The organism is Fulvivirga ligni, from assembly GCF_021389935.1.
Taxonomy (GTDB): Bacteria; Bacteroidota; Bacteroidia; order Cytophagales; family Cyclobacteriaceae; genus Fulvivirga; species Fulvivirga ligni.
In genome coordinates this window covers 3,574,297-3,598,614 of record NZ_CP089979.1, presented here as the reverse complement: position 1 = coordinate 3,598,614, position 24,318 = coordinate 3,574,297, and the positions used below count along the sequence as shown (strand labels likewise).

Here is a 24,318-nt window from a genome sequence, read left to right as displayed (position 1 = left end):
ACTGTACTCATAAGTTTAATTCAATTCTACTTTTCGCTTCTTTCTCACCTCATTAATAATGAAAAATACAATGGCTGAGGCTATTATTCCATAGATATTGGCGTCTAATCCTAAAGGCAGCTCTACACCTGTTAGAATAAGCGTGAGCGTAACAACTCCGCCAGTAAGCATGGCGCTAAATGCGGCCAGAGAGCTACTGTTTTTAATAAATAATGCTCCTATAATGGGTATGAATAACCCGGAAACCATAAAAGAATAGGAATAAAGCATAAGCTCCAGCACATTTTGCATAAAGGTGGCTAAGATCAAAGCCGCTACTCCTACTACCAAGGTGAGAATCTGAGATGTTCTCAGAATACTTTTGTCACTTTTATTTACATGAAAATATTTACCGAACACATCTGTAAGTAAATTACCTGATGCCGCCATAAGGCAACTATCTGCCGTAGACATGATGGCTGAGAAATAGGCCGACATCATAAGCCCCATTAAGCCTACCGGCAATACCGTTCTTAGCAAAAGTGGCAAACCCATTTCAGCATCTAGTGAGGCTACGCTTTCGTAACCTAAGTGCTCAAACATACCTTGCTCGGCTCCTACTCTGGCAAACAACCCTAAAAGCACCCCCATGAATGCCATTATTGGCCATTCGAACAAACCGGCAATGAACCACGCTTTCTTAGCATCTTTCTCGCCCTTACAGCTATAAATACGCTGGTAAAGTGTCATACCTACAAACCAGATGGGAATAATGGTAATTCCCCAGTTTACAAAAGTCTGCCAGCTGAGATTACTCATAGAGAGGAAATCTGCTGAGAGTGTATTCTTAATAGCATCATAACCACCAATGGCGGAGTATCCTAGCGGTAGACCTATAAATATGAGCCCTGACATGAGAATGATCCACTGGATAGTATCTGTATAAATTACTGCTTTCATCCCTCCCATTACGGTGTAAACTATAGCAATAACTCCCATAATGATTAAGGCCGTATTCATATCCAGCTCAATAAATGATGCTGAGGCTAGTTTGGCTCCAGCCAGTATTTGAGAACTGGTAAAACCTAAATATCCCACCGCAGAAATGATTCCTGCTAACAGTGCTACATGCTTATTGTAAAAATGTCCGAAAATTTGAGGAAAGGTTAACAGATTTAAGTCCTTTGATAGCTTACTTACCTTTGGAATAAGAAGCACCGCTGCTAACCATGCGCCTACCAAGCCGGTAAACAACATCCACGAGCCTGATATCCCCATGGTAAATCCAAGACCGCCTAAACCAATGGAAAAGCCCCCTCCTACATCGGTTGCCACCACTGATAGCCCCACGTGCCATGGGCTCATGCTTCGCCCTCCTACATAATAATCATCTGTGTTTTTATTTTTCTTCAGGAAGAAAAAGCCTACGCCTAACATTAAAAGCATATAAATGGCAAAAATCACCAGATCCACTACGTGCATTCACAAAATATTTTCTATAGAAACTAATTTGATGCAAAACTATGGATATGATATGATAAAATCCATTTTTCAGGCAGGAATCCTTATTTAGATCGTTTTATGGCCTATTTAGAAGAGATAGGCTCCTCTTCCGAACCTAACATGGGGTTCGCCTCAAGATTTTGGATGCCCATCACCTCAATCACTAACTGAAAGGCCTGTTCTATTTGGCTTATCTTTTCTGGTGTAAGATGTGATAGCTTTTCGGAGAGTTCATCATGCATGAGTTGCGGACTATCCTTTATAATCTGATGAGCGCCCGGAGTTAAAACAGCATAAACTACGCGCTTATCCCTTTGGTCCTGCTCCTTTGCAATAAGGCCTTTTAAGGCCAGTCGATTCACAATACCGGTAACTGTGCTATTATTCAAATTAAGGTAACGAGATATTTCTCCGTGTGTGGCTTTGAAATCTACTTTATCTTGTAAGTACTTCAGTGTAAGCAACTGGGGTATGCTAATGCCATAATTCTTCTGAATCTTTTTAGATTCAAGATTAACATGGCGAACCAGCTTTCTTATATTTATTATGATATTACTAGAATCCAAGACTTTAAAATTGTTATCAAATCTATAGGATAGAAATTATTCAGCCAACAACAAAACGTTAAATACTTCGCCACTTTGCCAGAATGTTATATTTTTACATCTATGAGACAGATATTCACCATCATAATTTTATTAAGCACTGTAAGTTTAAGCGTAGCACAAAACCCTGGTAAGATTAAAATTGCCAAACTAAAATATAATGGTGGTGGTGACTGGTATGGAAATAAAACTGCCCTGCCTAACCTGATTAAATTTTGTAATCAGAACCTGAATACTGACCTCTACCCTGAAGATGAATACGTTGAGGTGGGAAGTCCTGATATATTCCTCTACCCTTACATATATATGACAGGCCATGGCAATGTGGTATTCTCTGAAAGTGAGGCTCAAAACCTCAGAACCTACCTGGCCGCAGGTGGCTTTCTTCACATAGATGATAATTACGGGCTGGATCAGTTTGTGAGGTTGGAGATGAAAAAGGTATTTCCGGAACTAGAATTTGTAGAACTACCTTTTGACCATCCTATCTATCATCAGAAGTATGAATTTGCCAATGGACTACCCAAGATTCATGAACATGATGGCAAACCAGCCCAGGGTTTCGGATTGATCTACAAAGGCCGATTGGTGTGTTACTATAGTTATGAGACCGATTTGGGTAATGGCTGGGAAGATCAGATCATTTATAATGATCCTGAAGCAAAGAGACAAGAGGCATTAAAAATGGGTGCTAACATAATTTCTTACTGTTTTACACAATATCAATAAACTGAAAATCAATCAGTTAATAATATTTTAATTTTTATAACTAAAAAAATAGTTGATAAACTAAGTAATTAGTTTTATGTTTGAACTATTAATTCGCGAATAATAAAATTATGAAAGAACTAACGAAGGCTGAAGAACAAGTGATGCAGATATTATGGGACTTAAAAAAAGGTTTTGTAAAAGACATTATACAAAAAATGCCAGACCCCAAGCCTGCCTATAATACGGTATCGACTATCATTAGAATTTTGGAGCAAAAGGGTTTTGTAAATCATACCGCTTACGGTAAAACTTACGAGTACCACCCTATTGTACAAAAGGATAATTATAGCAAGTTTTATTTCAACAACTTTCTTTCTGGCTATTTCAATGGTTCTTTTGAAAAGCTGGTATCATTCTTTGCTAAGGAAAATGACTTAGATATAAAAGATATGGATGAGCTAATGAAGCACGTAAAAGATGACTTAAAGCAAGATACAGATGAATGATATTATCAATTTCTTCATTGAAGCTAATATTTGCCTGATAGTTTTAGGGCTGTTTTATATATGCTGCCTAAGAAAAGAAAACCATCATAAATTTATTAGATTCTATCTACTGGGAGCTGCAGTGGTATCTCTAGTTTTACCACTACTCCACTTAGGGTCGTTTATTCCGATAGAGCAAAATACAAGTGGTGCAGAAGTTGGGATCAGTAATATCCTTACGCTACCTGAATTTACAGTATTTGGCAAGGATGAAAGTAGTGAGATATCGCTCATTTCAATTGACTTAGGCAATTTCACAGTTTTTGGTGTAGTCACCTTTATTTATTTAACTATAAGCGCTATACTATTAACGGTGTTCTTTTATCGTGTTATTCAGATTTTGAACTTTAAGAATACTAAAAAGTCTACTCCTAAAGAAGATCATCAATTTATCTTCACAGACGGACAGCTACCCACTTTTGCTTTTTTCAACCTTCTGTTTTTTGACAACAGCGTTAAACTGACAGAAGAAGAAAGGCAAAAAATAATAGATCATGAATTGGTCCACATTAAAGAAAGACATAGCTGGGACATAGTGATTTACGAATTTCTTAAAGTACTCTTTTGGCTCAACCCATTGGTGTGGTTTTTAAAGAAAAGACTACAGCATACTCATGAATATCTGGCTGATCAGTCGATACTAAAAAGTACTGACACTCAGCACTATAGTTACATTCTTGCAAAAATGACACTTAATCAAATGAGTCTGGGTCTGGCTCACCATTTCAATCAATCTTTCACGTTAAAAAGAATTAAAATGATGAACCGTCCAATAACAAAATTTAAAACCTGGAAATGGTTTGCTCTGGTACCTGTAGTTTCTTTATTAATTATAGCTCTTGCTTGTAATGATGAGGTAATACAAGATGTATCAGACGTAATGGCTACTGCTCACCAAAGTGAAATTCCTGAGGAGCTAAAGCCAGAACTAGCATCTCTGCAAAAGAAACACCCTAATGCTCATTTTGTGTATATGGAAACTGATGCAAGTAATGATGAGGCTTTAGCCAGACTTAAAAACATCGACCCACAGAGTATAGGCTTTATGAAAGTTTATAAAGAAAGGGAAATGATAGGGATGATTGTGAACCAAGATGGACCTCTTGACAAAATTGTGGAAGTAGCTGATGTCCAAAGTGGTGATGAAGAGTCTTTTGTAATCGTTGAAGATCCGGCAATGCCTGCAGGTGGATATCAGGCTTTTTATGAAGAATTAGCCAAAGTTATGAAGTACCCTCAACAAGCCCGAAAAATGGGTGTAGAAGGTAAGGTTTATTTGCAATTTGTTGTGGATGAAACTGGTGCATTAACTAACGTGGTAGCTGTAAAAGGCATTGGAGCAGGATGCGATGAGGAAGCAAAATCTGCCCTGCTAAAAGCTGCTGAAGGAGCGCCATGGAAACCTGGTAAACAAAGAGGCAAAGCTGTAAAGCAAAGAATTGTGTTACCTGTTACTTTCAAATTGGGAAATGATGATAACACAGCCCAAGTGGAGATGAATGACATAATAGAACTTCCTTCAGATGCCTTTCAACTAGACATTAAGCATAATGGCCTTGAGGTAACGGGGATAGTAAAAAATCAGGATGGAAAGCCATTGCCAGGCACTAATATTATCATTGAGAACTCAACCTCAGGTACTGTTAGCGACAGAGATGGCTCATTTAAGATAAAACTCAACAATAAATCGGATAAACTAGTCTTTAGCTATATAGGCTTTGAAACCAAGACTTACACTATCCAATAAAGATAGTGTAAGCCTGGGGATCAATTAAGGATTAGTTTTTAACAAACTTCTGCGCAAATGTGTGGTTAGAGTTCGAAATTCGGATAATATATATTCCCTTTTTCAATGTATGAACATCTAACCATGCATTTTCCTGCAGATTTTCTTCACTCAAATACTCTCTTCCATTAATATCCAGAATCTTAACAGAGTAGTTATTTAAACCATCAGTTTTCAACTGTAATCTATCCAATACCGGATTAGGATAAAATCCCCACTGGGCATCGTTAGAAACGGCATCTTGAACTGATGTGATTACTTCTTCACTAATTCTAAAATCAGTATAAATCTTAAAATCACCTGGCTTTAAAACCACAGCTTGCTCTGTTGAAGCCACGTCCAGCTGCTTACCAGAAAAATAATCAAACCAGGCACCTGTGTGAGTAAAATGTCCCGCAATGCTGGTCTCTGATACGCCAAAGTTACCAACCACATACACATCCATTTCATCTACACTTGCAGGGCTGTCAGTGTCTGTGTCATTTTCTATCAAAAGCTCCTTTATGAGGGTATTACCTCCAAACATGGTTACATTGTCTGACCTAAAAACACCATAATCATTTTTAAGGCTTATGATTTTAGCAAAACCATCATACAAGTCTGTACGATCATCATCCAGATTATAATCTAAGCCAGCACCTGAATTATCCCATGGAATAGGCTTCTCCCCTGTTCTACCGTTAAAGTCGATATTGATATCATAACCCAGCTCTCCGAATTGCCATAACATTTTAGGGCCAGGAATCAGATAGTAAAATGCAGCAGCTGCTGTAGTTCTGTCCACAGCCTCCTTAAGTTCTCTGGTGTTGTAATCACCCTCAGCGTTTCCATAGTTAATATTTTTAAACATCATTCTCTCCTCATCATGACTTTCCATGTAGGAGATCAAATTGGGATCATTCCAGTTTCTAGTACCGTAGTATGCCCAGCTCAGGTCTGATTCTTCAGCATAACCCATAGTAATCTGGTTATAATTGTGGTTCATATTGCCCCAAAGCATAATACCGTAATTAGCCAGCACTAGCTCTTCGCTATTTTCTGCCAGATGCTCAAAAATCACATACGTAGATGGATCATTGGCCCATATCTTATCAGTCATTCTGGTCAGTAAGTCTATCCTTGACTGGTCATACCGACTCCAGGCGTTTACATCAGTATTAAAATTCTGAGTAAACCCTTTTGTAAGGTCAAATCTATAACCATCGAACTTGTACTCATTTACCCAGTAATTATTCACTGTATCCACAAAAGCCTTTGTATAAGAAGACTCATGATTGAAGTCATTAAACACATTATATGGATGTTTCGCTTCCGGGTTTAACCATGGATTATCTGCCGCTGGTCTGTTGTTATCATAGTCCCAATACAATTGAGCAATAGGATTCTTTTCATGAGTATGATTAAGCACCATATCCAAAATAACTGCTATCCCTCTCTTGTGGCATTCATCTATGAACCTTTTTAATTCATTTTTAGAACCATAATATTTGTCAGAAGCTAAAAAGAAGGCTGGATTATAACCCCAGCTAAGGTTTCCGTCAAATTCCATGATGGGCATAAGCTCAATGGCATTAATGCCCAGACCAGCAAGGTAATCTATATGATTGAGTACCCCTTGATAATCATGTCTGATATCGAAATCTCTGATTAGTAACTCATAAATCACCAAGTCCTCACTGGCAGGCTTATCGAAATCCGTTATTTCCCAGTTGTAAGGCGTTTGTCCTGTCTGAAGTACGGTAGCTATACCACTGATTACATTATTATCCGGATAGGTTATTAGATCAGGATAAGTATCATTAGAAATGTATGGATCATTAGCGGGATCTACAATCTTATCTGCATAAGGGTCTCCTATTTTAATGCTTTCATCTACCAGATATTGAAAAACATATTCCTTATTTGGTGTAAGTCCAGTAATCTCCAACCAATAGAATTCGCCGTCTTTATTCATCTGATAATCTGGATCAATCTCCCAGTTATTGAAGTCCCCTAACAGATAAACCGACTGTTTATCCGGAGCTTGCAGACATAAAGTGGCCTTTGTATTATCATTTTCATGATAATTAATGCCGGGAATAACACCTTCAGGCCGTGAAGCCGTAGGACTTTCTTCTCTTACCAGAAATGTAAAGGAATCAGAAGCTTCCTCTTCACCGCTTGTACCGTTGAGCGTTACAACATATTTTCCGGGCACTCCGGCTTCTAATGTGTATGACAATATACTGCCGATAGTTGAGGCCACCTCATTTCCATTCACAAGAAGTGATAAACTTGCCTCTTCAGCAGCTGTCGCTTCAATATTCAGATTATCTCCTTCATTCAAGAATAAAGGAAAAGTAGAAGGCTGAGTTATTTTCACTGAAAACCCAGGCTCACTAATATCGATTGAATAATCTGGCGTCTGCCCGTTACTCCAATCACGGCCTTTCAACAGTAGGCCAACAACATCCATATCAGCAGCGTCTACATTATAGAATTCACTGAGTGTAAGGGTGATAGAATAAATATTCGGATCTTCATTTGAGCGCGTCATTTTAGCAGCATCCTGGGCCGCTGTAGCCGGATTCACATTAGTAGGAGCATCACCTGTGGCGTTGCCTTCCTTGATCCATGTCCAAAGCCATACATCATCAGTATAGTCCTGCAAGCCAGTACCAGTAACATCTACAGTAATAGTTACAGGCTCACTAGCAACTACTATCTCGGGGTTGGTGGTTACTTGAGCATAACCAGAAAATGAGATGAGTAATAGGGTTAGTATTGAGTAGTAAAATTTGTTCATAAGCATAGAAAAAAAGTGCCATCCGAAAATCGAATGGCACTTACATTTTAGTTTTGATCTACTGTATAATCCATTGTTTCAAAATTGGCCCTAATGGTATAATTTCCATCCGAATCAAGTTTGATGTTATTACCATCATTTGTGTCGAGCACCATATCCGGCTCAGAGTCTCCATAGTTCTTCGCCCAGTCATCATTGGCTCTAAACTTGAATTCTCCAGCTTTGAAATCATCCGTGATCTCCCACATCTTTCTCTGCCCATTGTAGAACATATCCACATCGGCAGACCAGTCAAACGGTGCCACAGAAGAACCTATCACACCCCAATCATCAGTTTTTTCCAGGGTAATAGTTAAATCTGTAGTGTTAAAAGTAAACTTATAAGTACCAGGAGCTGCCTTTAAGTTATCACCTCCATCTAAAGTACCTGTATAGCCATCACCATCAGCTGTTAGCGTTCCTCCCCAAGAATTATCCCAATTAGGAGCTGGAGTAAGCTTGAATTCTACAGGATCACTACCTGTAAGACGAATAATTCCTTCGTAAACATCATTGCTTTCATATGAGAATAATCGACCATTAACTTCTCCTGGAGACCATCCTTGGTAGGCACCTGGTACATATACCATAGGGTACTCAGGAAGTGTCTCATAAGGAGTCATAATGTAGCTTACAGCAGTTGAAAATGCCGTATCTACATTAGGGTTAACGGTAGCAAAAACTCTGCTAAATACTTCAACCGACTCATCAATAGGAAGTTCCCAATCGATTAGGGCTTTATTGATGGCACTCACCTTAGCTCCACCACTCAGCTGTTCAGTAACTTCTAATATAGTAACATTACTTGCGAACGATTCATCTAGTGAAAGTTGAACACCGTAATGTGTCACCGCTTTAATGGCAAAGTCAGCCTCCGACCATTTAAAAGTAATAGTTGAATCTTCGTTCGCCTTTGCGAAAGCTATTCCAGGTGTGGTAGGAAAAGTCAACTCCGGATCAAGTGGATCTGAAGATACCACCACCTTTTCAGAATCATCTTCGCAGGCCATAATAAGCCCCACGAATAATAGTGAAAGAATATATATAAATCTGTTCATTTTGATTTCTTTTAATTTAAACCTGACAATTAATAATCACCCGGTTGCTTCAAATTAGGATTAGCCGCTACATCTGAAGCAGGTAATGGGAAAATGTTATACCTAACATCAACCGCCTTTCCTGATTTCACTCCACCTTTCCAAGGCCAGATGTACTCACTGGTGGTTAATTGTCCAAATCTTACTAAGTCAGTTCTTCTTTGGCATTCCCAGTATAACTCACGAGCTCTTTCATCAAGAATGAAACCTAAGTTCAGTTGAGCGGCTGAAATATTACCCGAAGCATCTCCATAAGCTCTTTCCCTTAAAGCATTCACATATGTTAAAGCTTCTCCTGTACTACCTCCAGAACCACCACGCAGAACTGCTTCGGCATAAGTAAGATAGATATCACCTAATCTAAAAACAGGGAAATCAGTATCTGTAAACGTAGCGTTAGAACCTTGAGCTCCCGTACTAGTTACATTTTTGTACTTTGCTATTGCGTAACCTTGAGTAAATTCTGTAAGATCATCTATTTCTAATGACTGACCATCAGTGTAGAACATGGCTCTGCTATCAGTATCTCCAGAAGTATCAGAGAACTTATTAACAAAGGCGCTAGTGGTTCTCATACCACTCCATCCACCATCTATACCGAAGGCTGCTGCAGACATAGATCCACCTACTGCCCCATGAATTATGAAAGTAGTTCCTCCATATGACTGAGTATTTTGTCCATCAAACGCAATTTGAAAGATAAATTCAGGTGAATCCTGATTATCCGCTAAGAACATGTGTGAGTAATCTGACTCTAAACTATAACCAGCATCAATTATTCTTTTACAATAATCGATACATTCTGTATAATGATTTTCACCCACATATACCTCTGCGTTGAGATATAATTTAGCTAATAAAGCCCAAGCAGCTGCACGATCAGCTCTGGCATATTCATTTTGTCCGGGAGCAATTAAATCTTCATTAATAGCGATAAGCTCCGACTCTATGTATTCAAAGATTTGAGATCTTGTAGCCTGCTCCGGTAAGAATGCACCTATGGCATCCGCCTCGGTAACAAAAGGAACATCAGAAAACAAATCCATTGCATGCCAATAACTAAGTGCTCTTAGGAATCTAGCCTCAGCTCTAAAAGCTGTGATTTCATCCTGCTCACTTGCAGACAAACCACCTACATCAGAAGTTTCTCTAATGAACTGATTAGCTAAAGTGATCTGGTAAAATATTCTGGAGTACATTCCTCTGATAAAGGCGTCACTTGCTCCCCAATCTAGATCATGAAAATCTTTTATCGTCTGGTCATTCCAACCTATAACAGCCTCATCAGTAGTCATTTCCTGGTGTAAGAAGTAACCTCTTAAATATGAAGAGAAACCTTCATCTATTCCAGCTATGTCACCTTGTCCGGCAGGACCTTGCTGGCCTGTTAGTGCTAAACCTCCATATAATTTAGCTAGCAGCTGTTTGTATGCATCTACGTCCACCAAAACATCTGAAGGGGTTTGATCATCCGGATCTATTGGTGATACATTTAAATCATCTACGCATGACGACGTCAATACCGCGAAAATGATTAATATGTGTATATATATCTTTTTCATTTTAACTCAGTCTTTACTTTTGGAAATTAAAATTCACACCAAGCATAAAGGTTCTTGGTCTTGGGTAAATGTTATTATCAATACCATTTGATAATTCTGGATCTAGGCCATCATACTTAGATACTACAAATACGTTTTGTACTGTAAAGTTTAAGCTGAGATTTAATCCATCTGTTCCTACTCTACCTACATCATAACCTAAGGTCATGTTATCCATTCTGAAGAACGATGCATCTTCAATATAATAGTCTGAAAAGTATTGAGGATTGTTAAATCCTGATTCTCTCACTGAGGTAGAAACGTTATTTAAATAACCTTGTGGGTTGTAAATGTTGGTATAAGTGGCATATTGAGACGCAACGTTATTATACACATAATTGCCCAGGTTCATCCTTGCATTAAATCCAAGGCTTAGCTTTCCATAACTGAAGTTTGAAGAGAAGCCCATATAAACTTTCGGTGCAGGATTTTCCTTAACTATCCTATCGAGGTCATTAATGATCCCGTCTTCATTTTGATCCACATATAAGCCTTCAACAGGATCGCCTGCCTCATTATATACTTGCTGATATACAAAGAATGAATTTGCACTTTCGCCAACTCTGTTTACCTGTATATTATTACCTGTGGCTCCGCCAATTCCTCCGGTTAAATTTCCAATAAAAGTTGGATCGTCAACAGCAGTTAACTTAGTTACCTTATTTTGGTTTCTTGTTAAGTTAAAACCAGCATCCCATCTAAATTTATCACCGTCTACAAGTATGGCATTTAAACTTAACTCTAAACCTTTGTTCTCAAGGTTTCCTACATTGGTTAGGATTTCATTGGTAAAGTTAGTTCCAATAGGAATTGGAATAACGTTCAAAAGATCATCTGTTTTTCTGATGTAGTAATCAAAACTACCATTGATTCTTCCATCTAAAAATCCAAAATCAACACCAGCATTATATGTCACCGTTTCTTCCCATTTCAGGTTAGCATCATAACCGTTGTACCTAATGGTATTGTAATATGTATTTCCAAATGGATATCTTGCCCTTCCATTACTGTATGTGATTGTAGGAATTGCTGGATATGAAGGCCCTACATTCTCCTGACCTGTTTCTCCATAACCTACTCTTAACTTCAAATCTGATAAGAATGATACGTTTTTAAGAAACTCTTCATCCTTTATATTCCAGGCAAATGCACCTGAGATAAAAGTACCGAATTGATTATCCTCAGCAAATCTTGACGAACCGTCTCTTCTTACAGTAGCTGTAAGAGCGTACTTATCTTTAAAAGTATAGTTCATTCTTCCATAGAAAGACACTAGATAATTTTCAGATTTATCTACTGTAAGAGAGTCTTTAACTGTTTCCTCTAAATACGCTTTTGCCATTCCAGAATTCTCTCTATAGAAATGCTGCCATGAATATCCTCCTAAAACTTCTATACGGCTAGAAATAGATGGAAGCTCCTTTTTATACTTCATGTAATATTCTAAAAGCTCATTCTTAGTTTCTGCAGAATATGTACCTCTTCTTCCATTTCCAAGTGTTTGATCCACTTCAAAACTTGCTGTTTCAGGCACTACTATGGTACCATCTGAACTAGATTTATCATAAGCTAAGTTTAAGTTGGCACTTAATTCTGGTAAGAAATGAAAATTGTATTCAAATTGAGTATTGGCGATATATCTCTTAACATCTGACTCATCTCTTCTTTGTTCTATTAAAGCAAGAGGGTTCGTAGGCGCAATGGTAATTCGGTTTCCATCATTCTGAGCCCAGTAGAAATAACCTCCGTAAGGGGAAGTTTCATCATATGGAGATTGCGTAGGATCAAACGTTACTGCAGATCCAATTGCCCCTTCATCAGCAAACCTATTATTTGTTAAAGCACCTTTAAGGTTAACATGGATTTTCAAATGATCATCTAGCAATGATGGATCTAGGCCTATCGAAGCAGTTGTTCTTTCGAAATTAGTAGTCTTTAGAATACCATCCTGATTAGTATATCCCACAGAGGCACGGTAAGGCATAGCTTTCATAGATCCTGATAAGGAAACATTGTGTTCTGTACCGATAGCCTGCTCAAAAATCTGATCTTGCCAATCTGTATTAGCCGTTCCTAATAAATCCAGAGCACTAGCTGCAGTTTGTCCGCTACTCACTCTTTCATTTACAAGAGCCGAATATTCAGCACCAGACATTACGTCCACAGTTTTAGGTATGGTATACAGTGAAACATTGCCAGAGTAGTTAATATTCATTCCGCTACCGGCTTTTCCTCGTTTGGTAGTTACCATGATAACACCATTAGAGGCTCTAGCTCCATAAATTGCAGTAGCAGAAGCATCTTTCAAAACCGTAACAGACTCAATGTCATTAGGGTTGATTAAACTTAATGGGTTTCTTACACCACTAATTCCTTCATTAGATAATGGCACACCATCTACAACCACTAACGGATCGTTACTAGCGTATAATGAAGATCCACCTCTAATTCTAATTGTAGATGATGATCCTGGTGCACCACCTGCGTTAGTTACCTGCACACCCGATATTCTACCTTTTATTAGATCCTGTGGGGATGCTATAGCTCCTTTATTAAAATCTTTGGTGCTAATAGCTGTTACTGAACCAGTAACATCCTCTTTCTTTTGTGTACCATAACCTACAACCACCACTTCGGAAAGTTGAGTAACATCGGTAGACAATTTAATATCAAGATAAGATCGGCCATTCACGGCCACTTCTTGTGTAGAATAACCCACATAAGAAAGGATTAAAACGGCATCATCTTTTACGCTTAGGCTAAACTGTCCGTTAACATCAGTAACGGCACCATTAGTTGTGCCCTTTTCCAAAACGTTAACGCCCGGAAGTGGCATGCCATCATCCGAATCTGTCACTTTTCCTGAAATCGTTTGCTGAGCCAGTGCCGAAAAACTGGCCGCACAGGAAAGTAACAACAATAGTAATTTTCGTTTCATAAGTGTTTAATTAAAATATAATTATTCTAAGATTTCAGCTAATCCAATGATCGGATTCCGACTTTTGATGAGTTCATTAACTCAAACGTTTGCATAGCTCAGTAACCGCATTTTTATAGCTAAGAAAAGGATCTTTCGATGCACTTTCCTTACATAATGTTATCAAAAAAATCATCGCATAAAACTAATTATGAAGGTTTTACAAGGAAAAAGTTACGTAAACGTATCCGCAAACGTTTGCGCTAGAAGGTGTAAATTCTCAATTTGGGTGCATTCAGGGCCAAAACTTCATTTTACAGTAACATTGAAAAATATTGCATTATTCATATATGTGCTTTATACACAATGCTTCTCTTGTACATTCTTATTCGGGTAAAAGAAATTCCCCCTAGTTTTACCTATATTTAGGGGATAAAATAGGTGAAAGATTAGATGAAAGGTTCGCAAGTTACTATTAAAGACATAGCAAAAGCATTAGGTGTAAGTGCCTCTACAGTTTCCAGAGCATTGAAGGATCATCCGGATATTAGCCCTGAAACGAAAAAGGCAGTTACGGAACTGGCAGAGAAATTAAACTATCAGCCAAACTCAATTGCCCTAAGCTTGCGACAAAAGAAATCTAATACTATAGGAGTCATTATCCCTGAACTGGTTCACTTCTTTTTTTCTACTGTAATCAACGGTATAGAAGATGTGGCCTATGCGGCAGGTTACAGCGTAATTGTATCCCAAAGTAATGAATCTTATGAACGTGAGGTTGTAGATACAAAAGCACTATTCAATAACCGTGTAGACGGTATATTGGCCTCCGTTTCCAGAGAAACCAAGAATTATGATCATTTTCAGTCTTTAGTAAACAGAGGCATACCCATGGTTTTCTATGATAGAATCTGTTCAGCGGTTAACTGTAGCCAGGTAATCATAGACGACTTCGATGCAGGATACCAAAGTACAAAGCACCTCATAGATCAAGGATATAAGAGAATAGCTCACATTTCTGGACCTTTAAGTCTTTTGTTATCTGCTCAGCGACTGGAGGGCTATAAAAAGGCCCTTGAGGATCATGGGCTACCGGTAGTTGAAGAGCTGATAGTAGAAGAAACAGAATCTAAAGACGAACGCGTAGCTAAAGAGTTGACTAACAAATTGTTAGACCTACCAACTCCACCTGATGCAATCTTTGCAAATAACGATGTAGCTGCACTTGGAGCTATGTTGGTTATAAAGGAAAGAGGATTGAAAATACCAGACAATATTGGTGTGGTTGGTTTTAGCAACTGGCGTTTTACATCACTAACAGAACCTGCATTAACTACTATTGATCAGCCCGGATTTCAAATGGGACAGGAAGCGGCACGATTACTAATAAAAGAGATTGAAGCTAAGGAAGATGAGGTGATAGAGCCAGAGACTGTTGTGTTGAAAACCAGCCTTATCGTTAGAAAATCATCTGTGAGAAATTAAAATACTCACAAGGTTCGTGGTTATTTAAACCCCCGATAAGACAGGATTTGAGCTGCCCTACAATTTCGGCCTTCCACTGTTAACCTGCTAAAAACGAGGCCCGCAAAGCGGGTGAGGCCTGGCCTAGATCAAAGGCTTCACTCGGTATTGTATTTAATGTTAGGTTTAAAAAACTTGCCGACCTTGTGAGTAGCACAAAGGTAAAGAATAGTCTTCTCTTTCCTCAAAATTTATCGGTCCAAAATCATTATTGACCTGCTGATTTTCGTCACACATCGAATAAATTATTATCCTTGATAAATAAAGGCGTATTTCAACCTAAAAAAATGAAAAAATCAATTATTCTATTGTTAGCCATGAGCTTCATTTTAAGCTCCTGTGTATATTCTTTATTCCCTATATATACACCAGATACAATTCGTTATAATCAACGATTAATAGGTACATGGAAAGGCCCGGAAAACGAACTTACCTTTAAGTTAAATAACAAAGAGGACACTTCAGAGGGCTATATTATGACCATTATCGACTCTGGTGGTGAATATAAATTCAAGACCTTTCTGGTAGAAATAGGTAATGAATTCTATCTAGACATGTTTCCTGAAATGGGAGATCTACATCATGCTTTAGAGGTATACGCTATGAACCTCTACCCTATGCATACTTTTCAAAAAGTATCAATCAAAGATAATCAACTGTCTATCACCACTTTTTCATTAGAGCGACTAAGTGAATTATTCAAACGAAATCAAATAAGACTAAGACATGAACTAGTTTCTCAGAATGGTGATCCAGAAGATGCTGAGGTAGTGATTACCGCCCAACCAAAAGAACTTCAGAAATTTATTGAGGTATATTCTAAAGATGAATCAGTTTTTGATCAGACCGTAAAATATACCCGTGAATGAAAGCGATTATTAACCATATTTTTCAAAACAGGTATGTTCAGCACCTCAGCTTTTGGGGTGCATCCTTATTCATCATCACCTACTACTTTTCTATTTCTAATGAAATAAAAAGTATTGATATTATTTATTCAGCTTATTTCCATTTATCGCTGGTGCCGCTGGTTTACATTAATACTTCTTTACTTATACCCTTACTGCTTTCAAAACGAAAGTATTTGCTCTATGCATTATCAATTCCTCTTCTATTAATATTGGTATATTATATTCATGAATTAGTTTTCAACATAATAATACCGCGGCTTCCTTTTGACTATTTTATTGTATCTTTTTCAGATGCATATATACTTACTACCATATTCTGTATCTACCTATTTATCAGCAGTTTACTAAAACTATCAAAGGCATGGTTTCAGGTAGAACGTTTACATAGTGAAGCTACCCAGGCGCAACTCTACAACTTACAGCTTCAGATTAATCCACATTTTTTAATGAATACTCTGAATAGCATATATGGATTGGCCTTAAAAAAAGATGATAAAACACCTGCTTCCATTCTTAAACTCAGCGAAATTTTAAAATATGTGCTTTATCAGAAAGATGAATACATAGACTTGAGTCTGGAAATAGAAATTGTTAAGCACTATATTGAACTTCAACAACTGCGCCTGAAATATGGTGATAACGTGACACTAACCATCGATCATTCGATAGTTAATGACAAGAAGATTATACCTTTTCTATTACTTACCTTCGTTGAAAATGCCTTTAAACATGGAGATCTAGGCGCTAACCCATCCGGTTTTATATCTATTTCGCTGCAAAGCACTGAAAATGATATTGATTTCACTATCAAAAACAGTTACCAAGGCAAAAAATCATCTACTGAAGGCATTGGTTTAACCAACGCCAAAAACAGGTTAAATATTTATTATCTTGGTAGGCATCAGTTAAATATTGATGAGAATGTGGACAGTTACACCATACAGCTTACCATTAACAGCCTCAAAAAATGAAATGCATTATAGTAGAAGACGAGCCGTTAGCCATTGAGATACTGGAAAGTTACGTTAATGCTGTGCCGGCACTGGAAATAGTAAAAGTATTCGACAGTTCAATAGAAGCACTTACCTGGCTCAACAAAAATCATGAAGAGGTAGAATTACTTTTCATGGACATCAATCTACCCGGGCTTAATGGTTTAGACTTATTAAAAGGGCTTATACATCCTCCGGCAGTTATTTTTACTACAGCTTACCCAGAATACGCTATTGAAGGCTTTGAAATGGATGCTGTTGATTATTTGGTTAAGCCATACTCATTTGAGAGATTTAAAAAAGCCATTGAAAAATGTGAGAGATGGAATGAGAGTATATCTGTTCAAAAACCCTTTACGGTAAAAACGAACAACAGAACCTATGTTTTAAAACCTGCAGACATTGACTACATACAAAGTGCTGGTGATTATTTGAAGCTTTACGGCAGAGAGAACAACCTGGTGTTTAATGCCACAATGAAGTCAGTGGAAAGTGAGCTAAAGCCACATTTCCTAAGAATTCACAAGTCCTATCTGATAAACGCTGATAAAGTAGAGTATTTGGAGGGGAACTGTATAAAAGTCGGTAAAAAACTGCTTCCCATAGGTAATACCTATAGAAAGCAGGTAATGGATATTTTTAAATGAACTTAAACCTCATATACTTAATATCATGGCCTTCCGCGCTGAATTTCTTCTCATAGCGGGTTCTGATATCATAGCACTCATCTTTTAATTCAGAGTGATACAGGTCAAAAGTATAAACTAGATCCTTAATATCATTCCTTTCTTTCAAAACCTCCAGGGTATATTCAAAAAGACCGGTATTATCGGTTTTAAAGAAGATATTGCCATCTGGTTTAAGAATGCTTTTGTAAATATCTAGATAGCGAGCATGCGTGATTCTGCGCTTCTCATCCCTATCTTTAGGACGTGGGTCCGGGAATGTGATCCAGATGTTAGCCACCTCACCAGGTTCAAAGTATTTCTGTAATTCTAAGATATGAACCCTAAGAAAACCTACGTTCTCAATTCCTTCTTCCAGTGCAATACCACTACCCTTCCAGATTCTATCTCCTTTTAGATCAATTCCAATGAAATTCTTAGCAGGAAACAGTTGAGATAAACCAATGGTATATTCACCTCTGCCACACGCCAGCTCCAAAGTAATTTCATTATCATTGTTAAAGTAATCCTTATGCCAGTTACCCTTAATCACATCAATGATGGGTTTGCCTGGCTCTATTACATTGTGTCTTTCAGCATTAGCCGCAAAACGCGACAATTTTCCTCTTGCCATTATAAATTTTCAATTTCTGCAACCACAAAGGTACTGCCTCCTATAAAAATCAGATCATCTTTTTTAGCATTTCTTCTCGCCTGGGCAATGGCATCGCTCACTTCTGGTATAATTTCGCCTTTCAAACCTGCTTCATTGGCCTTCTGGGCTAATGAAGCAGCTTCCAACGCGCGCGGTATATGCGCCTGACAGAAGTAATAAGTTGCCTCTTTCGGAAGTAGCTGCAGCACCTTAGAAATGTCTTTATCATTTACCGTACCCCACACCATGTGTAGATGCTCATGCGGAGTCTGCTTAATTTGCTCAACAATATACTTCACACCATCCTCATTATGTCCTACATCGCATATTGTTAATGGCTCATTATCAATAATTTGCCACCTTCCTTTAAGGCCAGAAAGCGCTTTCATCTGCTCTACTCCAGTAATGATATTATCCAGGTCAATATCATACCCCAGCTCGTTCAATACTTCTACCCCCATTAAAACGCCTGCAAGATTCTTCTTTTGGTATTTCCCTGCCTGTGGCAAGTGAAAGCTATATGACGGAAACTCCTCATCGACAGCGTTAAGCACCAGATGCTCATGATCAAACTCAGCTTCGTAAATATCATCAGCAAATACAATAGGCGCCTTATGTTGCTTGGCTTTGGCTTCAAACACCTCATTGATAGAAGGTTGGCGCTCGCTGATGATCACAGGCACGCCTTTTTTGATAATGCCTGCCTTCTCTCCTGCTATCTCTTCCAGTGTATTGCCAAGCCACTGCTGATGGTCATATCCAATATTGGTGATTAAGGAGAATTCCGGAGTGATTACGTTCGTGGAGTCCAGCCTTCCTCCCATTCCTACTTCGATGATGGCAATATCCACTTTCTCCTTCGCAAAAAAATCAAAGGCCATAGCCACTGTAAACTCAAAAAATGAGGGCTTCACTTCATCTAATACTGGCACCACCCGATTCATAAACTCAAGCACATATTCCTCTGATACTTCCTGGCCATTCAGCTTTATTCGTTCTGAGAAATTTTTGAGATGAGGACTGGTATATAATGCTGTTTTATAACCTGCCTCCTGCAGAATAGCAGAAAGATAATGAGACGTGCTGCCTTTGCCATTAGTGCCAGCTACATGAATACTTTTAAACTTGCGTTCTGGATTATCTAAGGCCGCAAGTAGTTTTATGGTATTATCAAGATCTTTTTTATATGCTGATGCTCCCTGCTTCTGAAACATGGGCAATTGCACAAATAAATAGTCTAAAACCTCTTGATATGAAGAAAATTTACCGTTTTTATTGTCTGACATAGTTGAAAATCAAAAAGATCAACAAATCTCATCAATAAATTGACAGTATAAAAACTACTTGGATTTAATATTGAAGGTAATGGTTCCCGTTGACATCGGTGCTGGTATAGTGTTATCAGCCGTTTTGCTAAAAGTAAGCTCCTGTACAGCGGCTCTATACTTTTTCTCTACATCAGGACTAACACTACGCTCTAAGGTAGTGATGCTCAAGATCTCACCTCTATCGTCTATTTTAATCTGAAAAACTATACGACCATTCTCGCTAGATTCATCCTTAGGGTCGGGCCTTGAATCCCATACCCAGCCAGTCATAGATAATGAAGAACCAGAACCATCCCAGGTGCTTCCTACCAACGCTCTTGAATCGAGATTACCTTCAGGTTTTCCCTGATCTCCAGTAGCTCCAGTACTATTTCCCTGGCTAGAGTTTTGAGGTGTATCATTGGTGCCAGATTTACCATTAGCTCCTGTGCTTGGCTTCACTGGTGGCTTCTCAGCAGGTTTAGTTACCTCCTTAGGCTTTTCTACTACTTCTTTCTTTACTTCGGGCTTTTTCTGCTCCACTTTCTTTTCAGGAACCACATCCGGGCTCGGCTGTGTACTAACAGGAGTAGGTGCTACTTCCTGAACGTCAGTTTGAGCCTCTTCCACTACAGGTTCTGCTTCAGAAACCTGCTCTTCAGCGGCCTCCGGAACTTCTTCGGGCGCAGCTTCTTCATCAGATTTCGTTTCTTCTACAGGTTGTGTGGGCTGTATATCTCCGGTTCCTTTGGCACTATTGCCAAAGTTCACCATAATACCATATTCAGGACGTGGTGGATCTGGTGGCTCCCACGCAAGAATAAACAGACATATCAGTAACACTATGGCATGTGTTAATGCCGCTACTATCAATCCTGCCCTTTTATTCTTTGCTTCCTGAAGTGTTGTTTCCATATTATTAATTTGGTTCAGTAGCTATAGATACTTTGGCCTCTAAAGAGGTAGCTATACCCGCTACTTCAACTAAATTTTTGGTAGGTACGGTTTCATCAATATGAAGTACTACCACTCCTTCATTACCAACTAGCTGGCGTTTTAGTTCCCTTTCAAGCGTAGATTGGGTAACACGCTTATCATTTACAAAGTACTCTAAATCCTTTGTAATTGTAACGGAAACCTTTTGCATCTCTACTGTAGACGCCTTGCTTGAAGGCAAATTTACAGGTAAACCTGAAGGTGTAATAAAAGACGATGTAAGCATGAAGAAGATCAATAACAGAAATATAATATCTGTCATTGAAGACATGCTAAACATAGCGTCTACTTTATGTTTTGATTGAAGAGCCATTAATAAGCTTATCTAGGTTCTTGTAATAAATCAATAAAATCTACGGAATTGTATTCCATTTTGTGAACTACCTTCTGCACTTTTGCTACAAGATAGTTATAGCCTAAATAGGCCAAAATACCAACGAACAAACCAGCAGCTGTAGTAACCATGGCGGTATAAATACCTTCAGAAAGTAATTTAGGACTCACTGAGCCTTCTTCCTGAGCTATAGCGATAAAGGCATCAATCATACCTATTACCGTACCGAGGAAACCAAGCATAGGAGCCGATCCTGATATGGTAGCCATTAATGACAAGTTCTTTTCCAGCTTGAAAAGCTCAATCTTACCTACGTTTTCAATACTTACCTCGATGTTTTTCAAAGGACTACCTATTCTGGAAAGGCCCTTCTCAATCATACGAGCAGTAGGTGAATTGTACTCTTTGCAAAGAATTTTGGCACCGTTGATATCTCCTTTCTCCACCATGTCTCTTATTTTGGACATGAATCCATCAGGAGTTTTCTCCGCCTTACTAATAGTTAAAACTCGTTCTACAAAAATGTAAACTGCCCCAATTGATAAAATCAAAATTGGAACCATCATAAAACCTCCTTGAAAAAGGAGGTCTAATATTGATACTGAATCAGGTCCCGTTACAACTTCAGCTGTATCTAGACTTGTAGTAATTTGTGCAAAAATCATATTAATATTTAATTACCCATACGCCGTCACCATACTCTCCTTTCAGGTCATTGGCATTATTTTGTGCCTCTGCCCAGGAGTCTGTGCTTCCAATGGCTACACGATGAAACTTAGATTTACCAAAAGGCTTAATAATGGCAACGTCAGAGCCGGCCTTACTGAGCTTTTTAGCATGATCCATGGCAAGATCTCCATCTATAGCACTGGCAACTACTACATAGTAACGTCCGGTCCTTGATGAAATTGTTTCTATCGCACCTATTTTAGGTTTGGCAGCGGCTTCTGCAGCAGCTTGTTCTTCAGCGGCTCTTCTGGCAGCCTCTTCTTGCGCTATTCTTTCAGCTTCTCGCTGTTTCTCAGCAAGTTGTGCTTGTTCTACGCTATCTGCTTTTGCTCTTAGTGCATCACTCTCTGCCTGGTCATTTTTAGGCTGTTCGAAAACAAAGAACCATATGGCTATAGCCGCTAATAAAACAACTACCAGCACACCTAAAACTTTAGGCACTACAGAATTATCTTTTGGAGGAGTATAGCTTCCTGGCACGTACTCCTGTTCTTTTTCAGATTCGTAAGCATTTTCATCAGATTCCGGCTCGTAGTATACCGTTTCTTTTACAGTATATTCTTCCTCTACTACTTCTCTCTCTACCTCTTCTTCCTGATAATCATTATTATAAGGTTCTTCTACAGTAGTTTCTTCTTCCTCTTCAATGCTGTCAGTAGTAGTATATGATGGTTCTTCTTCTGGTTCTTCTTCCGGTTCCTCTCTGCTGATGGGCTCAAAATCTACATCTGGCAGACCGAAACTATCATCAGCCTCATTTATATTATCGTTATCCTGATGTAAATCATCATTCTCTTCTATTTCATCTTTTTTCTTCTTGGCCATGGTTGAATCTTTAAAATTGCTCTAGTTTAAAAAATACGTACAAAAATAGTTGAAATTTTCACTGTGACAAATGTACCATGCTATCACACGTGTTCACAATATATAAATTTTATCAAATATTTATAAATCAATGGCCTATCGCTAGAAATTGTAGGTAAGGCCGGCCATAAATTGAAACCCTCTGGATGGGTAGTGATAATAGAGTTCGTATTCTTTACTGAAGATGTTATTAAACTTCACAAATACCGAAACCTGGTCAGAAACAAGGTATTCTGTCTTTAAGTTAAAGTCTAAAGCAGGAGATAAATTAACGGCATCACCATCGTTATCTCTTCCTTTCATACCGCCAAGTGCGTACAATTCGGCATCAAATAAAAATTTTCCATATAAATTATAAGTGGCCAGTCCTGATAGCTTATAATTTGGTCGGTGCCATGCTTCATCAATACCATCTGTACCATAGCCCCAGTAGTCACCTCTTACTGCCACCCTTAGTTTTTCGCTGGAATTGATTCCTATTTCACCAAAGATATTGACCACAGCAGTATTTCCTTCATCATACACAATATCAAACTTAGACTGGTCTGTAGAGTCATTCACGAAGAAGTACATGTTCTTATAATTAGCTACACTCAAACCAGCCTCAAATGCAATCTTGGCTCCTAGCTTACCTTTAAAACCTCCATAAAGATCAAAATCCTTGTTAGAGTGATAAATAGGCACATTCGATCTCATGTATGGATTTTGAGTAGAAAGGCTTCTTAAGCTATTCTTTTGCATATCTCCACGAATACCGGCATAGATCATGATACTCTCAGTGAATGGATAACTGGCCTGGGCCACCGGATAAAAATGGAGCTTATCACCGTCGCCAAGGCTATCATTTTCATAAGCCAGGTTAAAACCTGCTTCCACTTTGAATCCTTCCAGATCAAATCCTACCGTTGGCCTAAGCTTGAATAATGTACGACTCTGCTTTTCCACTAACTCGTCTTTGCGACTAATAGAGGAAAGGCTGGCATTCAATCTGATGAAAGCATCCTCATTCAAATCATAATTAGACTTTAAAAACAGCTGCCCCTCACTTTCTCTTGCGTCATACTTATCACTTAAGCGATCGTATTGACCACCTAATGTATAGTGAAATGGAGATTTCTTATTGGCACTTTCAACCTGAGCTTTAACATAAATATCATTAAAGCTTTGTTTTAAGGTATCTTCATCCAGTTCAATTCCTTCCGGATAACCATAGAAATGATATTTACGCTGGTTGAAGCCTACATCGCCACTGAAAGTGGCATTTTTAGTGAAGTATTTCCCGAACAAATCAAGATCTAAATTCCCAGATCCAGAGTTCTTACCATCCACTGGTCCCTTGGCTGAATTCAAATAGTTAAAATGCGCACCATAACTATATTCTTTACTTCTTTTGTTATTTAAATATGCTTCCAGGTAAGGTGTGGCATAGTTTCCGAAACCCGCTTTTACATAGTTACCATAAAGTTTATTGAGACTTTCATCCTTAATTCTCAAAGGTCTCATCTTCACATCAATATCCGGCAGAGCAAAATTCAGATTGCTAAAAAAGTACTGCAAGTTAGCAGGCTTATCATCTGTAGTAAGCGGTGGTATTTTTTCAAAATTACGATTGGCTTTAGGCAATGTAATTTGAAGGTCTTTAATAATATTAATCTCTACATCCTCAATTTCACCACTTTCTTCTCCCCACCCGTCTTGAGCGTATGCACCCATTGACACAAGGCAAAAGAAAAACACTATATATATTAATTTCTTATTCATCTTTATCGAAAG

20 protein-coding genes are annotated in these 24,318 nt (G+C 38.4%); 7 read left to right on the top strand and 13 right to left on the bottom strand.

The features are described 5' to 3' along the window. Positions 1–15 precede the first annotated feature (15 nt). Together LVD16_RS15370 and LVD16_RS15365 are read right to left on the bottom strand one after the other, a co-directional pair. Positions 16–1,461: a sodium:solute symporter family protein gene (locus tag LVD16_RS15370; protein ID WP_233769158.1), complete on the bottom strand. Its 1,446-nt coding sequence runs from the start codon at positions 1,459–1,461 to the stop codon at positions 16–18. A gap of 104 nt (positions 1,462–1,565) precedes the next feature. Next, positions 1,566–2,048: a MarR family winged helix-turn-helix transcriptional regulator gene (locus tag LVD16_RS15365; protein ID WP_233769157.1), complete on the bottom strand. Its 483-nt coding sequence runs from the start codon at positions 2,046–2,048 to the stop codon at positions 1,566–1,568. 102 nt (positions 2,049–2,150) lie between these two features. Between LVD16_RS15365 and LVD16_RS15360 the strand changes: the two genes are divergently transcribed. The 3 genes from LVD16_RS15360 to LVD16_RS15350 all read left to right on the top strand — a co-directional run bounded on the left by LVD16_RS15360 (position 2,151) and on the right by LVD16_RS15350 (position 5,090). Beyond that, the gene (locus LVD16_RS15360; protein WP_233769156.1) at positions 2,151–2,816 is read left to right on the top strand and encodes a DUF4159 domain-containing protein; all 666 of its coding nucleotides are present in this window, start codon (positions 2,151–2,153) and stop codon (positions 2,814–2,816) included. Between the two features lie 110 nt (positions 2,817–2,926). Continuing rightward, positions 2,927–3,304 (top strand): BlaI/MecI/CopY family transcriptional regulator, encoded by a 378-nt coding sequence (locus LVD16_RS15355; RefSeq protein WP_233769155.1) that lies wholly within the window; start codon positions 2,927–2,929, stop codon positions 3,302–3,304. After that, positions 3,297–5,090, top strand: coding sequence for a M56 family metallopeptidase (locus LVD16_RS15350; RefSeq protein WP_233769154.1), 1,794 nt, complete (start codon positions 3,297–3,299; stop codon positions 5,088–5,090). The genes LVD16_RS15355 and LVD16_RS15350 overlap by 8 nt, the downstream gene beginning before the upstream one ends. A gap of 31 nt (positions 5,091–5,121) precedes the next feature. Here LVD16_RS15350 and LVD16_RS15345 read toward each other — a convergent pair whose 3' ends face one another. From LVD16_RS15345 to LVD16_RS15330, 4 genes are read right to left on the bottom strand one after another with little or no spacing between them, the layout of a single operon-like run. Continuing rightward, entirely contained in the window at positions 5,122–7,914 is a 2,793-nt protein-coding gene (locus LVD16_RS15345; RefSeq protein ID WP_233769153.1) for an alpha-amylase family glycosyl hydrolase, read from the bottom strand. Between the two features lie 47 nt (positions 7,915–7,961). Further along, positions 7,962–9,011: a SusE domain-containing protein gene (locus tag LVD16_RS15340; RefSeq protein WP_233769152.1), complete on the bottom strand. Its 1,050-nt coding sequence runs from the start codon at positions 9,009–9,011 to the stop codon at positions 7,962–7,964. Between the two features lie 29 nt (positions 9,012–9,040). After that, positions 9,041–10,612: a RagB/SusD family nutrient uptake outer membrane protein gene (locus LVD16_RS15335; protein WP_233769151.1), complete on the bottom strand. Its 1,572-nt coding sequence runs from the start codon at positions 10,610–10,612 to the stop codon at positions 9,041–9,043. A gap of 13 nt (positions 10,613–10,625) precedes the next feature. After that, entirely contained in the window at positions 10,626–13,589 is a 2,964-nt protein-coding gene (locus LVD16_RS15330) for a SusC/RagA family TonB-linked outer membrane protein (RefSeq protein WP_233769150.1), read from the bottom strand. Positions 13,590–14,021: 432 nt separating this feature from the next. Here LVD16_RS15330 and LVD16_RS15325 point away from each other — a divergent pair, with 432 nt between their 5' ends. The 4 genes from LVD16_RS15325 to LVD16_RS15310 all read left to right on the top strand — a co-directional run bounded on the left by LVD16_RS15325 (position 14,022) and on the right by LVD16_RS15310 (position 17,642). Then, positions 14,022–15,053 carry a LacI family DNA-binding transcriptional regulator gene (locus LVD16_RS15325; RefSeq protein ID WP_233769149.1) on the top strand — a complete coding sequence of 344 codons (1,032 nt, stop codon included), beginning with the start codon at positions 14,022–14,024 and terminating at the stop codon, positions 15,051–15,053. Between the two features lie 326 nt (positions 15,054–15,379). Continuing rightward, positions 15,380–15,961 (top strand): hypothetical protein, encoded by a 582-nt coding sequence (locus tag LVD16_RS15320; RefSeq protein ID WP_233769148.1) that lies wholly within the window; start codon positions 15,380–15,382, stop codon positions 15,959–15,961. Continuing rightward, the gene (locus LVD16_RS15315) at positions 15,958–16,974 is read left to right on the top strand and encodes a sensor histidine kinase (RefSeq protein ID WP_233769147.1); all 1,017 of its coding nucleotides are present in this window, start codon (positions 15,958–15,960) and stop codon (positions 16,972–16,974) included. Before LVD16_RS15320 ends, LVD16_RS15315 begins: the two co-directional genes overlap by 4 nt. Beyond that, positions 16,971–17,642, top strand: coding sequence for a LytR/AlgR family response regulator transcription factor (locus LVD16_RS15310; RefSeq protein WP_233769146.1), 672 nt, complete (start codon positions 16,971–16,973; stop codon positions 17,640–17,642). Before LVD16_RS15315 ends, LVD16_RS15310 begins: the two co-directional genes overlap by 4 nt. Here the strand turns inward: LVD16_RS15310 and trmB are convergent. The 7 genes from trmB to LVD16_RS15275 all read right to left on the bottom strand — a co-directional run bounded on the left by trmB (position 17,635) and on the right by LVD16_RS15275 (position 24,306). Next, a complete protein-coding gene (gene trmB / locus LVD16_RS15305) occupies positions 17,635–18,294 on the bottom strand; it encodes a tRNA (guanosine(46)-N7)-methyltransferase TrmB (protein ID WP_233769145.1) in 660 nt (219 codons plus the stop codon). The two genes, LVD16_RS15310 and trmB, sit on opposite strands and share 8 nt — an antisense overlap. After that, complete coding sequence (locus tag LVD16_RS15300) at positions 18,294–19,601, bottom strand: bifunctional folylpolyglutamate synthase/dihydrofolate synthase (RefSeq protein WP_233769144.1); 1,308 nt, start codon at positions 19,599–19,601, stop codon at positions 18,294–18,296. The genes trmB and LVD16_RS15300 overlap by 1 nt, the downstream gene beginning before the upstream one ends. A gap of 54 nt (positions 19,602–19,655) precedes the next feature. After that, positions 19,656–20,537, bottom strand: coding sequence for an energy transducer TonB (locus LVD16_RS15295; protein ID WP_233769143.1), 882 nt, complete (start codon positions 20,535–20,537; stop codon positions 19,656–19,658). 4 nt (positions 20,538–20,541) lie between these two features. Further along, positions 20,542–20,931, bottom strand: coding sequence for an ExbD/TolR family protein (locus LVD16_RS15290; protein WP_233769142.1), 390 nt, complete (start codon positions 20,929–20,931; stop codon positions 20,542–20,544). An 8-nt stretch (positions 20,932–20,939) separates the two neighbouring features. Then, entirely contained in the window at positions 20,940–21,617 is a 678-nt protein-coding gene (locus LVD16_RS15285; protein ID WP_233769141.1) for a MotA/TolQ/ExbB proton channel family protein, read from the bottom strand. Position 21,618: 1 nt separating this feature from the next. Then, entirely contained in the window at positions 21,619–22,506 is an 888-nt protein-coding gene (locus tag LVD16_RS15280; RefSeq protein ID WP_233769140.1) for an SPOR domain-containing protein, read from the bottom strand. Positions 22,507–22,647: 141 nt separating this feature from the next. Beyond that, the gene (locus LVD16_RS15275) at positions 22,648–24,306 is read right to left on the bottom strand and encodes a TonB-dependent receptor (protein WP_233769139.1); all 1,659 of its coding nucleotides are present in this window, start codon (positions 24,304–24,306) and stop codon (positions 22,648–22,650) included. Positions 24,307–24,318 lie beyond the last annotated feature (12 nt).

Coding starts and splice junctions, on each gene's coding strand:
- LVD16_RS15370 (WP_233769158.1), bottom strand. CDS start 1,461: ATGCACGTAGTGGATCTGGTGATTTTTGCCATTTATATGCTTTTAATG.
- LVD16_RS15360 (WP_233769156.1), top strand. CDS start 2,151: ATGAGACAGATATTCACCATCATAATTTTATTAAGCACTGTAAGTTTA.
- LVD16_RS15355 (WP_233769155.1), top strand. CDS start 2,927: ATGAAAGAACTAACGAAGGCTGAAGAACAAGTGATGCAGATATTATGG.
- LVD16_RS15350 (WP_233769154.1), top strand. CDS start 3,297: ATGAATGATATTATCAATTTCTTCATTGAAGCTAATATTTGCCTGATA.
- LVD16_RS15345 (WP_233769153.1), bottom strand. CDS start 7,914: ATGAACAAATTTTACTACTCAATACTAACCCTATTACTCATCTCATTT.
- LVD16_RS15340 (WP_233769152.1), bottom strand. CDS start 9,011: ATGAACAGATTTATATATATTCTTTCACTATTATTCGTGGGGCTTATT.
- LVD16_RS15335 (WP_233769151.1), bottom strand. CDS start 10,612: ATGAAAAAGATATATATACACATATTAATCATTTTCGCGGTATTGACG.
- LVD16_RS15330 (WP_233769150.1), bottom strand. CDS start 13,589: ATGAAACGAAAATTACTATTGTTGTTACTTTCCTGTGCGGCCAGTTTT.
- LVD16_RS15325 (WP_233769149.1), top strand. CDS start 14,022: ATGAAAGGTTCGCAAGTTACTATTAAAGACATAGCAAAAGCATTAGGT.
- LVD16_RS15320 (WP_233769148.1), top strand. CDS start 15,380: ATGAAAAAATCAATTATTCTATTGTTAGCCATGAGCTTCATTTTAAGC.
- LVD16_RS15315 (WP_233769147.1), top strand. CDS start 15,958: ATGAAAGCGATTATTAACCATATTTTTCAAAACAGGTATGTTCAGCAC.
- LVD16_RS15310 (WP_233769146.1), top strand. CDS start 16,971: ATGAAATGCATTATAGTAGAAGACGAGCCGTTAGCCATTGAGATACTG.
- trmB (WP_233769145.1), bottom strand. CDS start 18,294: ATGGCAAGAGGAAAATTGTCGCGTTTTGCGGCTAATGCTGAAAGACAC.
- LVD16_RS15300 (WP_233769144.1), bottom strand. CDS start 19,601: ATGTCAGACAATAAAAACGGTAAATTTTCTTCATATCAAGAGGTTTTA.
- LVD16_RS15295 (WP_233769143.1), bottom strand. CDS start 20,537: ATGGAAACAACACTTCAGGAAGCAAAGAATAAAAGGGCAGGATTGATA.
- LVD16_RS15290 (WP_233769142.1), bottom strand. CDS start 20,931: ATGGCTCTTCAATCAAAACATAAAGTAGACGCTATGTTTAGCATGTCT.
- LVD16_RS15285 (WP_233769141.1), bottom strand. CDS start 21,617: ATGATTTTTGCACAAATTACTACAAGTCTAGATACAGCTGAAGTTGTA.
- LVD16_RS15280 (WP_233769140.1), bottom strand. CDS start 22,506: ATGGCCAAGAAGAAAAAAGATGAAATAGAAGAGAATGATGATTTACAT.
- LVD16_RS15275 (WP_233769139.1), bottom strand. CDS start 24,306: ATGAATAAGAAATTAATATATATAGTGTTTTTCTTTTGCCTTGTGTCA.